A 12,487-nucleotide genomic window follows, 5' to 3' on the forward strand; every position below is an offset into this window, starting at 1 on the left:
CCCCCGCCGCCCCGGCGGAGGAGGACCCCATGGAGGTCTTCCGCCGCACGGAACGCATCCGTCAGGAGGCCCTGAAGCACATCAAGCCGGCGGCGCCCAGCGAAAAGAAGAAGGAAAAGGGGGGCGGCAAGCTCCTCTTTGGAAAGATCACCAAGAAATTCGGTCATATCCCCATGAGCGAGGTCACCCTGGACACCGAGATGGTGACCATTGAGGGGGACGTCTTCGCCACCGACCATGTGGAAATGAAGAAGCGGGGGGCATGGATCGTCCGCTTTGATATCACAGACCGGACCAACTCCATCCGGGTGGCCAGGTTCCTGGTGGGGGAGGAGGGCAAGGCCCTGGCGGGGGCTTTGAAGGAGGGACAGCACCTCATCGTCCAGGGCCGGGTGAGCCCCTACCAGGGCGAGCTCCAGATCGAGCCCACCGGCATCGCGGAGGGTGCTCGTCCCCCCGAACGGACCGACACTGCCCCGGGGAAAAAGCGGGTGGAGCTCCATTTACATACCAAAATGTCCTCCATGGACGCCACCACCGACATCAAGAAGGCAATCCAGCGGGCAGCGGCCTGGGGCCACCCCGCCATCGCCATCACCGACCACGGCGTCTGTCACGACTTCCCCACAGCCTACTCCACCGCCAAAAAGGCGGGCGTCAAGATGCTCTTCGGGGTGGAGGCTTACTTCATCAACGACGTGGATGATATGCCCGCCGTCCGGGGGGAGCTGGACGCCGATTTTCACGGGGAATACGTCTGCTTCGATCTGGAGACCACCGGCCTGGATGCCCGGCACGACGTCATCACCGAGATCGGCGCCGTGGTCTACAAGGACGGCAGGGTCACCGACGAGGTCTTTTCCACCTTTGTGGACCCGGAGCGGCCCATCCCCTATGAGGTGACCCAGCTCACCGGCATCACCGATGACATGGTGAAGGGGGCCCCCAGCCAGGCCCAGGCCATCCGGCAGTTCCTGGACTTCGTAAAGGGCCGGCCCCTGGCCGCCCACAACGCCGGCTTCGACGTGGGCTTTATCGCGGAGGGCTGTCGGAGAATGGGCATCCCCTTGGATGTGACGGCGGTGGACACCCTCCCCCTGGCTCAGGCCCTGCTGCCCCAGCTCTCCAAGCACAAGCTGGATGTGGTGGCCGGCCACCTGGGCCTGCCCGCCTTCAACCACCACCGGGCCACTGACGACGCCTCCACCGTGGCCTACATGCTGGTGCCCTTCTTCAAGCGACTGGAGGAGGAGCACGACATCCACTCCCTGGGCCCCATCAACCGCTGGGTGGCCGGACAGAACCAGCGCCGCAAGGGTAAGCGCCGGGCCCGCCACCTTATCGTCCTGGCCCGGAACCAAACGGGGCTCAGGAACCTCTACAAGCTGGTGTCCAAGGCCCATCTGGAGCACTTCCAACGCAAGCAGTATCCGGTCATGCCCAAAAGCCTCATCGACGAAAACCGGGAGGGCCTGCTGCTGGGCTCGGCCTGCGAGGCGGGAGAGCTCTTCCAGGCGGTGGTCCGCCGGTCCTCCTGGGCAGAGCTCCGGCGCATCGCCTCCTGGTACGACTATCTGGAGATCCAGCCCATCAGCAACAACGCCTTCATGCTCCGCCCGGACAAAACGGGCCGCACCCAGGCCCGGGATGAGGAGGAGCTGCGGGAGTTCAACCGCACCATCGTGGAACTGGGCCGGGAGATGGGCAAGCCGGTGGTGGCCACCGGCGACGTCCACTTCCTGGACCCGGAGGATGAGATCTACCGCCACATCCTCCTCAATACCAAGGGCTTTGAGGACGCCGACTCCCCCAATCCCCTCTATTTCCGCACCACCGACGAGATGCTGAAGGAATTTTCTTACCTGGGGGAGGAGACCGCCCGGGAGGTGGTCATTGATAACACCCATCTCATCGCCGCCTGGTGCGGGGACTTGAATCCCCTGCCCAACGGCCTCTTCGCCCCCAAGCTGGAGGACTCGGAGGGGGAGCTCAAACGCCTGGTGTGGGGCAAGGCCAAGCGGCTCTACGGAGAGGAGCCGCCCCAGATCGTGGTGGACCGCATTGAGACCGAGCTTCACGACATCCTCATGCGCCACTACGACGTCATCTACATGTCGGCCCAGAAGCTAGTGCAGGACTCTCTGGACCACGGCTATCTGGTGGGCTCCCGGGGCTCGGTGGGCTCCTCCATTGTGGCCTTCATGTCGGGCATCACCGAGGTCAACGCCCTGCCGCCCCACTACCGCTGCCCCAACTGCAAGCACGCCGACTTTGAGACGGCCAAGACCCAGGGGGCGGGCTGCGGCGCCGACATGCCCGACGCCGTCTGCCCCGTGTGCGGCGCCCAGTATGAGAAGGACGGCTTCAACATCCCCTTCGAGACCTTCCTGGGCTTCGGCGGCGACAAGGTCCCCGACATTGACCTCAACTTCTCCGGTGAGTACCAGTCCAACGCCCACAAGCACACCTTTGAGCTCTTCGGCGAGTCCCACGTGTTCCGGGCGGGCACCATCGGCACCGTGGCGGAGAAGACCGCCTTTGGCTACGTGAAGAAGTACATGGAGGAGCGGGGCAAAACGGCCACCCGGGCGGAGATGCTCCGCCTGGCCAAGGGCTGCACCGGGGTCAAGCGGACCACCGGACAGCACCCCGGCGGCATGGTGGTCATTCCCCAGGACAAGGAGATCTACGACTTCTGCCCGGTGCAGCACCCCGCCGACGACACCGACACCGACATCATCACCACCCATTTTGAATACCACTCCATGGAGTCCAACCTCCTGAAGCTGGACATGCTGGGTCACGATGACCCCTCCATGATCCGCATGATGGAGGACCTCACCGGGATGGATGCCAAGACCATCCCTCTGGACGACCCGGACACCCGGTCCATCTTCATCACCTCCAAGGTCCTGGGCTATGAGGACGATAAGATCCTGGGTCCCACCGGGGCAACCGCCATCCCGGAGTTCGGCACCTCCTTTGTCCGGGGGATGCTGGAGGAGACCAAGCCGGCGGAGTTCGACATCCTGGTGCGGCTGTCCGGCTTCTCCCACGGCACCGACGTGTGGCTGGGCAACGCCCGGGACCTGATCCTCTCGGGCACCGCCACCGTGGGCCAGGCCATCGGCTGCCGCGACGATATTATGATCTACCTTATCTCCTGCGGCATGAACGAGAAGCGGGCCTTCAAGATCATGGAGGCCGTCCGAAAGGGCCGCGGCCTCCCCGAGGGGGCCGAGGACGAGATGCGGGAGCACGGCGTCCCCGACTGGTATATCGGCTCCTGTAAGAAGATTGCCTACCTCTTCCCCAAGGCCCACGCCGTGGCCTATGTGATGATGGCCTTCCGCATCGCCTGGTTCAAGGTCCACCGGCCCCTGGCCTTTTACGCCGCCTATTTTTCCATCCGGGCCAAGGCATTCGACGCCACCGTGATGTGCCGCGGCCTGGACCGGGCCAAGGCCAAAATGGACGAGATCCGGGCCAAGGATAAGGAGGCATCCGCCGTAGAGCAGGACATGCTCACCACCCTGGAGGTGGTCTATGAGTTCTATATCCGGGGCTTCACCTTTGAGCAGATGGATCTCTACCGGTCCGATGCGGTGCGCTTCCAGGTAAACGAGGAGAAAAAGGCCCTCATCCCGCCCTTTATGGCCATCCCCGGCCTGGGTGAGACGGCGGCTGTCTCCATTGTGGAGCAGCGGAAGGGGAAGGAGTACCTCTCCGTGGAGGAGTTCTCCATGGATTGCCCCAAGGTGACCAAGGCCCACATTGAGCTCCTCAAGCTCTGCGGCGCCCTGGCCGGTATGCCGGACACCAGCCAGATGACCCTTTTTGACGGATTTTGAGGGGTGGCTGCCTTGTATCTTGACGGGAAATATGATAAACTGTAAAAAAATGAAAAGGAGCGGATATCATGCTGGATCAAAAGGTAGCGGCGCTGCTCAACGAGCAGGTCAACAAGGAGTTTTACTCCGCCTATCTCTATCTGGACTTCTCCATCTACTATGAGGAGACTGGGCTGGATGGCTTTGCCAACTGGTACAAGATCCAGGCCCAGGAGGAGCGGGACCACGCCATGCTCATGCTGCAATACCTTCAGAACAACGGCGCGAAGGTAACGCTGGAGGCCGTGGCAAAGCCGGATAAGGCGCTGACGGACAAGCTGGAGGTCCTGAAGCTGGGCCTGGAGCACGAGCAGTACGTCACCAGTCTGATCCACGGGATCTATGAGGCGGCCTATGACGTGCGCGACTTCCGGACCATGCAGTTTTTGGACTGGTTCGTGAAGGAGCAGGGCGAGGAGGAGAAGAACGCCGAGGACCTTGTCAAAAAGATGGAGCTCTTCGGCGAGGACGCCAAGAGTCTCTACATGCTCAACAGCGAGATGGCGGCCCGGACCTATACGGCGCCCTCCCTGACGCTGTAAAGGGAACAGGAGCCCTGCCCGCTGTGCGGACAGGGCTCTTGTTCTACCCATAGCAGAGGGGGCTGCCCGGCAGCCCATGTCTGGATCATTGAAGTCCCACGACAAAAGAGACCAGCGCCAAAACCGGCAGCAGAGTCCAGCAGAGATATCTCGTTGCAATCTCCCAGTCGGAGGGCTCTGCGTAGTCCGGGTTGCGGATCCAGAAGGACAGATTCCAGCGGAACAGCTCGTCGGCAAATAGAATGAGCAGCGCATTGACAGCGCAGAGGACCACGCCGGCAAACCAGGCAAGCCATGTCCCCTTATGGGTCAGCTTGGGCTCGCCGCCCATCAGCTCCAGGATAGCGGATGGAGTCGGTTTGACAGAGTCCATGGTGACCCGCTCAATGCCGCCGCTGGTCACGGAAAAATCAGTGGTCACAAGGCCGCCATCCGCATGGAACAGCCAGAGCGTGCCCCCAAATTCAAAAACACCGCCGCGGAACAGGAGCTCCCCACCTTCGCGGAGATCCACCCCGGTCATCCGGTCTGCCCGCTCGCTGTCCTTGGGGATGGCGGAGGGGTCCTCTTTTGCGATGAAGGGGCCATAGACGTGGTCGCCGCATTGAAAGACGACGGTCCGGTCCTCCGATACCGTAAAACGCGCCTGCTGACCCAGGAGCGTGCCGGAATACACCGTGCTGCCGTTTTCCCGGCTGGGGACAAAAATGGCGTCCTGGTATGCAAACCCGACCCGCGAGACGGTCTTGAAATAGACCGCCGCAAAGACCAGGGCCATAGCGGTCATCACAATCAGGAGCACCTTTTGATAGCGGTTGAGCTGTTGGAGCTTTTCCATGATCTGACCTCCCATCCAAAGCTGTTTTCATGTTTATTTTACCAGATTCCCTTGCCTCTGGCAATCCGGAAAAAGATAGATGGGTCCTGCCCCCGCTCCAAAGGGGGAACAGATACCCTAAGCATCCCTTGACTTTAGTATAGTAACGTGGTAATATACGAAAGTAATTTTGCAGGAAAGGGGAGATCCCCTTGTATACCATCCATACCCCGGAGGGGACCCGGGACCGCCTTTTTGCCGAGTGCCGGGAGCGGCGGCAGGTCCAGCGGGCCCTGACGGCGCTCTTTGCGCGGCGGGGATACGCCGAGGTGAGCACGCCGGAGGTGGAGTTCTACGACCTCTTTCTCCAGTCGGGCAGCCCACTGCCCCAGGAGAGCATGCTCAAGATCATTGACCGCTCGGGCAAGATCATGGTGATGCGCCCGGACTGCACCACCCCCATTGCCCGGGTGGCGGCCACCAAGCTCAAGACCCTGCCCCTGCCCCAGCGGCTCTTCTACGACCAGACGGTCTTCCGCTCCGGTCAGGCCCACAAGGGGGGCAGCAGCGAGATCGCCCAGTGTGGGGTGGAGCTCATGGGCGCCGCCGGACAGAAGGCCGATCTGGAGGTGGTGGCCCTGGCGGTGGACGCCCTGCGGGCCTGCGGCGTGGAGGACTACCATGTTGAGCTGGGCCATGTGGGCTTTTTCCGGGATCTGGCCGGACGGGTGGACATGCCCGCCACCGTCATCGAGCAGATGCGCCTGCTCATTGAGGGAAAGAACTTTGCGGCCCTCAACGATTTGCTGGAGCCCTACGCCGGCCAGGGGGCCTGCAAGGCCCTTCGGCGGCTCTCCCGGCTCTTCGGCGGGGCAGACGTGCTGGACGAGGCCGAGGCCCTCTCCGGCGGCAGCGCCGCCCTGGTCTACCTGCGGCAGCTCTACAACGCCCTGAGCAAGGCGGGCTATGGGGACCACATCCGCTTTGACCTGGGGATGGTCCATCAGATCGACTACTATACCGGCGTGGTCTTCCGGGGCTATGTGGAGGGGGCGGGGGACGCCGTCCTCTCCGGCGGCCGGTATGACAATCTGACGGAGGCGTTTGGTCGGGCGGCCCCCGCCACCGGCTTTGCCGTGGATGTGGACGCGGTGGCCGGCTGCCTTCCCGAGGAGGGGGCGGCGGGGCTGGAGACCCTGGTCCACTATAAGGCCGACGCTCTGGACCGGGCCCTGGCGGCGGTGGATGCCGCCCCGGCGGGGACGGTGGAGCTCTCCCCCTGTGAAAGCGTGGAGGAAACGGTGGCCCTGGCAAAGGAGAAGGGCGCCCGCGCCGTGCTGGTGCTGGAAGACGGGATCGAGAGGAGGGTGGACCTATGAGCGAACGGCTGCGGATCGCCCTTTCCAAGGGACGGCTCCAGGACAAGGCGGTGGAGCTCTTTGAGGCCATGGGACTGGACTGCGCCCCCATCAAGGACCCAGGTCGGCGGCTGGTCCATGCCATCCCCAACTACCCACTGGAGGCGGTATTGGCCAAGGCCCCCGACGTCATCACCTATGTGGAGCACGGGGTGTGCGACCTGGGCATCGTGGGCAAGGACACCATTCTGGAGCAGGGGAAGTCCTTTTATGAGGTGCTGGATCTGGGCTTTGGCCGGTGCCGCTTCGCCCTGGCGGTGAAGGAGGGGACCAACTTCTACGGCACCTACAAGACCCGGCGCATCGCCAGCAAATACCCCAATGTGGCCCGTGCCTTCTTTGAAAAAAAGGGCATGGACGTGGACATCATCAAGATCGAAGGCAGCGTGGAGCTGGCCCCCATCCTGGACCTGGCCGACGCCATCGTGGACATTGTGGAGACGGGCTCCACCCTGAAGGCAAACGGTCTGGCGCCCATTGAGGACGTCTGCCGGGTGAGCGCCCGGCTCATCGTCAACACCGCCAGCATGAAGCTCCACAAGGCGGCCATCGACGACTTTATCAGCCGCTGCGAGCGGGAATTGGAGAGACGGTCATGATCGACATCATCAAAGCGGACGGAAGGGCGGAACAGCAGAAGATCGCCGCCATGCGGGCCCGGGCGGCCCAGGTGGGGGCCGACATCCAGCTGGCAGTCTCCGCCATCCTGGAAAACGTCCGGACCGGGGGGCTGGAGGCAGTGCGCCGTTACTCCCGGGAATTTGACCACAAGGAGCCCTACGAGCTCACCCAGGCGGACCTGGAGGCAGCTTATGATCGCTGTCCTGGGGAACTCATCGCGGCCTTGGAACACGCGGCGGCCAACATCCGGGACTACAACGAAAGGCTGCTGGTAAAGAGCCGGGAGTGGATCTCCCCCGACGGGGGCGTGGTGGGGCGGCTGGTCCGGGGGCTGGACCGGGTTGGGATCTATGTCCCCGGCGGCACGGCGGCCTACCCCAGCAGCGTGCTCATGAACGCCGTCCCCGCCAGGGTGGCGGGGGTGGGGGAGATCGTCATGGTGACGCCCCCCACCGAGAACCTGAGCGACGCCGTCCTGGCCGCCGCGAAGATCGCCGGGGTGGACCGCTGCATCGCCGTGGGCGGGGCCCAGGCGGTGGCCGCCCTCACCTACGGCGCGGACTTCATCCCCAAAGTGGATAAGCTGGTGGGGCCGGGCAACGCCTTTGTGGCCGCCGCCAAGCGCATGGCCTACGGTGAGCTGGACATCGACATGATGGCCGGGCCCTCCGAGGTACTGGTCATTGCCGACGGCTCCGCCGACCCCAAATTTGTGGCCGCCGACCTGCTGAGTCAGGCCGAGCATGACTGTCTGGCCTCCGCCGTGCTGCTCACCGACTCTATGGCGCTGGCCCAGGCGGTGGATGCCGAGATCGTCCGCCAGACAGGCTATCTGAGCCGCTCTGAGATCATGGAGGCATCCCTTCGGGATTTCGGCTGCGCCATCGTCTGCAAAAGTCTGGACAACTGCGCCGCCCTGGCCAATGAGATCGCGCCGGAGCACCTGGAGATCGTCACCGCCGCCCCCCGGGCCCTGCTGCCCCAGATCCGGAATGCCGGGGCCGTCTTTTTGGGGAGCTGGTCTCCGGAGCCGCTGGGGGACTACCTGGCCGGACCCGACCATGTGCTGCCCACCAGCGGCACCGCCCGGTTCTTCTCCCCCCTGAGCGTGGACAGCTTCCTCAAGACCATGAGCGTCATTGAATATGACCGGGCCAGCCTGGCCCCCATCAAGGACCGGATCATCGCCCTGGCCGAGGCGGAAAGGCTCACCGCCCACGCCAATTCCATCCGGGTGCGGTTTGAAGAGGAGGGAATCTGATGAAAGTTCCTGTGTACCAAAAAGGAGAGGGGCCGATCCGGGCCTATGGCATCCAGCGCAAGACCAAAGAGACCGACGTCCGGCTCTCCCTGGCCCTGGAGGGCGGTGAGATCGCGGTCTCCACCGGCATCGGCTTTTTCGACCATATGCTCACCGCCTTTGCCTTTTACGGCGGCCTGGGGCTGGAGGTCGAGGCCAAGGGCGACCTGGAGGTGGACGGACACCACACCGTGGAGGATGTGGGCATCGTGCTGGGGCAGGCGCTGAGCCGGACCCTGGGGGACGGGAAGGGCATCCGACGCTTTGCCTCCGCCTATATCCCCATGGATGAGGCCCTGTGCTTCACCGCAGTGGACTTCTCCAACCGACCCTTCCTGGTCTTTGACGCCCACATGCCCCAGCCCATGATCGGAAGCTATGATACCTGCCTCACCGAGGAGTTCCTGCGGGCCTTCGCGGTGAACAGTGGTCTGACCCTGCACATGAAGTGTCTCTACGGGAAAAACGCCCACCACATCACCGAGGCCCTCTTCAAATCCCTGGGCGCGGCGGTGAAGGAGGCGGTGGTTGTCACCGGAGACAAGGTCACCTCCACCAAGGGGGTGCTCTGATGGGCTACACCGCCATCGTGGATTACGGCGTAGGCAATTTGAAGAGCATCGCCAATGCCATGGCCTACCTGGGGCTGGAGAGCCGGGTCACCGGCGACGCCGGGGCGCTGGAGCGGGCCGATGCCGTCATCCTGCCCGGCGTGGGGGCCTTTCCCGATGCGGCGGAGCGGCTGCGGGAGACGGGGCTGGACCGGTCCATCCTGGCCCAGGCGGAAAAGAAGCCCGTCCTGGGCATCTGTCTGGGAATGCAGCTCCTCTTTGAACTGGGGGAGGAGGTCAGACCCTGCGCCGGTCTGGGGCTGGTGGGCGGCAGCGTGAAAAAGATCGAGACCCCCTGCAAGCTGCCCCACATCGGCTGGAACAGCCTGACCTTTCCCAATCCGTCGCCCCTCTTTGCCGGGGTGGAGGAGGGGAGCTATGTCTACTTCGTCCACTCCTTCTGCGCCGCAGCGGCCAACCCCGACCACGTCATCGCCCGAACCGACTACGGCGCGCCGGTGACTGCCGCGGTGGGGAAGGGGAATGTATACGGCTGCCAGTTCCACCCTGAGAAAAGCGGCGAGGTGGGCTTGCAGATCTTACGAAATTTTGGAGGGCTGAACCGATGATCCTGCTGCCTGCCATCGACATGAAAGACGGCCGCTGTGTCCGTCTGAAAAAAGGGGATTTTGACACGGTCCACCAGGTGGCGAACAACGCCCTGGAGACCGCTCGCCGCTTCGCAGACGCCGGCGCGGTCTGGGTCCACATGGTGGACCTGGACGGCGCCCGGGACGGCGTGCGGAAAAATTTCCCCTTCCTCTATGAGGTCATCCAGCAGTCCGGCTTGAAGGTGGAGCTGGGGGGCGGCATCAAGACCGTCCCCGACCTCATCACCGTGGTGGAGTCCGGCGTGGCCCGGGCGGTCATCGGCTCCGCCGCTGTCACCCACCCGGAGGTGGTCTCCTACGCTCTGAACCAGTGGGGCCCGGATCGGGTGGCGGTGGGCATCGACTGCCTGGGCGGCAAGGTCCGAACCGCCGGCTGGGAGGAAGACGCCGGGCTGGACGCCGTGGCCTTTGCCAAACAGATGGAGGATCTGGGGGTGAAGACCATCGTCTACACCGATATCGCCGCCGACGGCATGCTCTCCGGGCCCTCCTATGACCAGCTCGCCGCCCTCCAGCGGGCGGTGGACTGCCGGATCGTGGCCTCCGGGGGAGTGACCACTTTGGATGACGTCAAACGCCTGCGGGATATGGGCCTCTATGGGGCCATCATCGGAAAGGCATACTACGCCGGGACCTTGGACCTGGCCCAGGCCGTAAAGGAGGCGGGGGAACAGTGTTAGCCAAACGCATCATCCCCTGTCTGGACGTCCGGGATGGCCGGGTGGTCAAGGGGGTCAATTTTGTCAATATCCGGGACGCCGGCGACCCGGTGGAGCTGGCCAAATACTATTCTGACCAGGGGGCGGACGAGATCGTCTTTCTGGACATCACCGCCACCAGCGACGCCCGGGACACCGTGGCCGACGTGGTGGAGCGCACCGCTTCCCAGGTCTTCGTCCCCCTCACTGTGGGGGGCGGCATCCGCACTCTGGAGGATTTCCGACGGCTGCTGCGGGCGGGGGCGGACAAGATATCGGTCAACTCCGCCGCCGTGGCCCGCCCGGCCCTCCTCTCCGAGGCGGCGGAGCGGTTTGGTTCCCAGTGTGTGGTGCTGGCGGTGGATGCCCGCGCCTGGGAGGGCGGCGGCTGGGAGGTGGTGGTCCACGGCGGGCGGAAGCCCACCGGTCTGGACCTCATTGAGTGGGTGAAGCGAGGGGAGGCCCTGGGGGCGGGGGAGATCCTCCTCACCTCCATGGACGCCGACGGCACCAGGGCCGGCTTCGACCTGGCCATGACAAAGGCCGTCACCGACGCCGTGTCCATCCCCGTCATCGCCTCCGGGGGCTGCGGCTCCCTGGACCATTTCGCGGAGGTGTTTGAAGAGACCGGCTGCGACGCCGCCCTGGCGGCCTCCCTGTTCCACTTCGGGGAGCTGACCGTGCCCCAGGTGAAGGATTATCTCCGGGAGCGGAGCATCCCGGTGCGCTGAGGGGGGAAGACCATGCTGGACGATTTGATGAAGCTGGCTGCCGGCCTGGGGGACGCGGCCACGGAGCTGTTCAAGGACGGGGACCGGGGGCGGAAGCCCGGCGCGGTCCGGCCTCCTGCGACGAAGCCGGCCCGACCCTCCCGAACAGCCGGGAAAGCGGCGGCCCGAGCTGTGCCCCGGGACCATACGGTGGGCAGGACCACGGCCAGACGGGAGAAGCGGGGGGAGGACCCCTGGGACTGGAAGGAGGAAAAGCCCTCATGGGAGGGCTGAGCCATGCAGAACTTTGATTTGGACCGACTGTTTCAAAAGGACGCCCTGATCCCCGTCATCATCCAGGACGCGGCGTGCAAAGACGTGCTCATGCTGGGTTTTACCAACAAGGAGGCGGTGGAGCTGACCCTAAAGACCGGGACGGCTTGGTTCTGGTCCCGGAGCCGGCAGAAGCTGTGGAACAAGGGGGGGACCTCGGGCAACTTCCTCCATGTGGAGCGGGTGGTCACGGACTGTGATACCGACACCCTTCTCTACCTGTGCCGCCCCGACGGCCCCACCTGCCACACCGGTGCGCGCAGCTGTTTTTTTCATGAGATCCCCATGAACAGAGAGGAGAATGTGCCATGAACGATACCCTGGCCGAGCTCTACCGGGTGGTGCTGGACCGGAAGGCCCACCCCCAGGAGGGCTCCTACACCTGTTACCTCTTCGACAAGGGGCTGGACAAAATCCTCAAGAAGGTGGGCGAGGAGTGCAGTGAGACCATCATCGCTGCCAAGAATGGCGTAGAGAGCGACACTGTGGGGGAGATTTCCGATCTCCTCTACCATCTGACGGTGATGATGGTCCAGCAGGGCATCCCCCTGGAGGCGGTGATGGCCGAGCTGGACGCGCGCAGCCAGAAAATCGGAAATCTGAAGCAGTTCCACCAGAGCGACCACAATACATAATGAGCAAAAAGAAGCACCGGACGGTAAAATGAACTGAACCAGTAAAAACGGACAGTGACAAAATACCCCCTGATGTAGGAAAATAGACTACATCAGGGGGTATTGTTATGAGGAAACGAAATTACACACAGGTTCAGGGACTGCTGCCGGAAATCAAAGTCATGCTGTCAGAGGTGAAAACGCAGCGGGAAGTGGCAGAGCACTTTGGGTTTCAGGATAAGTATGTAGAAAAGCAACTGCTGATACGGGAGCGCAGGAAAGAACGAATGCTGGAGGCAGGGATCGTACCACGCCCCAAGGG

General features: G+C 63.6%; 13 protein-coding genes and 1 pseudogene. 13 read left to right on the top strand and 1 reads right to left on the bottom strand.

Features of this window, described 5'->3' with window-relative positions:
• On the top strand, positions 1-3,851 hold a 3,851-nt coding region (locus tag Q0Y09_RS06920), incomplete at its 5' end, for a PolC-type DNA polymerase III (protein WP_297719581.1).
• Between the two features lie 68 nt (positions 3,852-3,919).
• Entirely contained in the window at positions 3,920-4,432 is a 513-nt protein-coding gene (locus tag Q0Y09_RS06925; protein ID WP_297719584.1) for a ferritin, read from the top strand.
• A gap of 85 nt (positions 4,433-4,517) precedes the next feature.
• On the opposite strand, the gene Q0Y09_RS06930 is transcribed toward Q0Y09_RS06925, so the two are convergent.
• Positions 4,518-5,270 (bottom strand): hypothetical protein, encoded by a 753-nt coding sequence (locus tag Q0Y09_RS06930; protein WP_297719587.1) that lies wholly within the window; start codon positions 5,268-5,270, stop codon positions 4,518-4,520.
• 191 nt (positions 5,271-5,461) lie between these two features.
• Here Q0Y09_RS06930 and hisZ point away from each other — a divergent pair, with 191 nt between their 5' ends.
• The 11 genes and pseudogenes from hisZ to Q0Y09_RS06985 all read left to right on the top strand — a co-directional run.
• Positions 5,462-6,628: an ATP phosphoribosyltransferase regulatory subunit gene (hisZ, locus tag Q0Y09_RS06935; protein ID WP_297719590.1), complete on the top strand. Its 1,167-nt coding sequence runs from the start codon at positions 5,462-5,464 to the stop codon at positions 6,626-6,628.
• Positions 6,625-7,266 (top strand): ATP phosphoribosyltransferase, encoded by a 642-nt coding sequence (hisG, locus tag Q0Y09_RS06940; RefSeq protein WP_297719593.1) that lies wholly within the window; start codon positions 6,625-6,627, stop codon positions 7,264-7,266. The genes hisZ and hisG overlap by 4 nt, the downstream gene beginning before the upstream one ends.
• Entirely contained in the window at positions 7,263-8,549 is a 1,287-nt protein-coding gene (gene hisD / locus Q0Y09_RS06945) for a histidinol dehydrogenase (protein WP_297719596.1), read from the top strand. Before hisG ends, hisD begins: the two co-directional genes overlap by 4 nt.
• Positions 8,549-9,160 carry an imidazoleglycerol-phosphate dehydratase HisB gene (gene hisB, locus Q0Y09_RS06950; RefSeq protein ID WP_297719601.1) on the top strand — a complete coding sequence of 204 codons (612 nt, stop codon included), beginning with the start codon at positions 8,549-8,551 and terminating at the stop codon, positions 9,158-9,160. Before hisD ends, hisB begins: the two co-directional genes overlap by 1 nt.
• Positions 9,160-9,768, top strand: coding sequence for an imidazole glycerol phosphate synthase subunit HisH (gene hisH / locus Q0Y09_RS06955; RefSeq protein ID WP_297719604.1), 609 nt, complete (start codon positions 9,160-9,162; stop codon positions 9,766-9,768). The genes hisB and hisH overlap by 1 nt, the downstream gene beginning before the upstream one ends.
• The gene (hisA, locus tag Q0Y09_RS06960) at positions 9,765-10,490 is read left to right on the top strand and encodes a 1-(5-phosphoribosyl)-5-[(5-phosphoribosylamino)methylideneamino]imidazole-4-carboxamide isomerase (RefSeq protein WP_297719607.1); all 726 of its coding nucleotides are present in this window, start codon (positions 9,765-9,767) and stop codon (positions 10,488-10,490) included. Before hisH ends, hisA begins: the two co-directional genes overlap by 4 nt.
• Positions 10,484-11,239, top strand: coding sequence for an imidazole glycerol phosphate synthase subunit HisF (gene hisF / locus Q0Y09_RS06965; protein ID WP_297719610.1), 756 nt, complete (start codon positions 10,484-10,486; stop codon positions 11,237-11,239). The genes hisA and hisF overlap by 7 nt, the downstream gene beginning before the upstream one ends.
• Before the next feature lie 12 nt (positions 11,240-11,251).
• A complete protein-coding gene (locus Q0Y09_RS06970) occupies positions 11,252-11,512 on the top strand; it encodes a hypothetical protein (protein ID WP_297719613.1) in 261 nt (86 codons plus the stop codon).
• Between the two features lie 3 nt (positions 11,513-11,515).
• Entirely contained in the window at positions 11,516-11,863 is a 348-nt protein-coding gene (gene hisI, locus Q0Y09_RS06975; protein WP_297719616.1) for a phosphoribosyl-AMP cyclohydrolase, read from the top strand.
• On the top strand, positions 11,860-12,186 hold the full coding sequence (gene hisE / locus Q0Y09_RS06980; RefSeq protein WP_297719619.1) for a phosphoribosyl-ATP diphosphatase: 327 nt from the start codon (positions 11,860-11,862) through the stop codon (positions 12,184-12,186). Before hisI ends, hisE begins: the two co-directional genes overlap by 4 nt.
• A 107-nt stretch (positions 12,187-12,293) precedes the next feature.
• Positions 12,294-12,487, top strand: a pseudogene (locus tag Q0Y09_RS06985) (imidazolonepropionase); the annotation flags it as partial.

It is taken from the genome of Intestinimonas sp. (assembly GCF_026169115.1).
In the GTDB taxonomy this organism is placed as follows: domain Bacteria; phylum Bacillota; class Clostridia; order Oscillospirales; family Oscillospiraceae; genus Intestinimonas.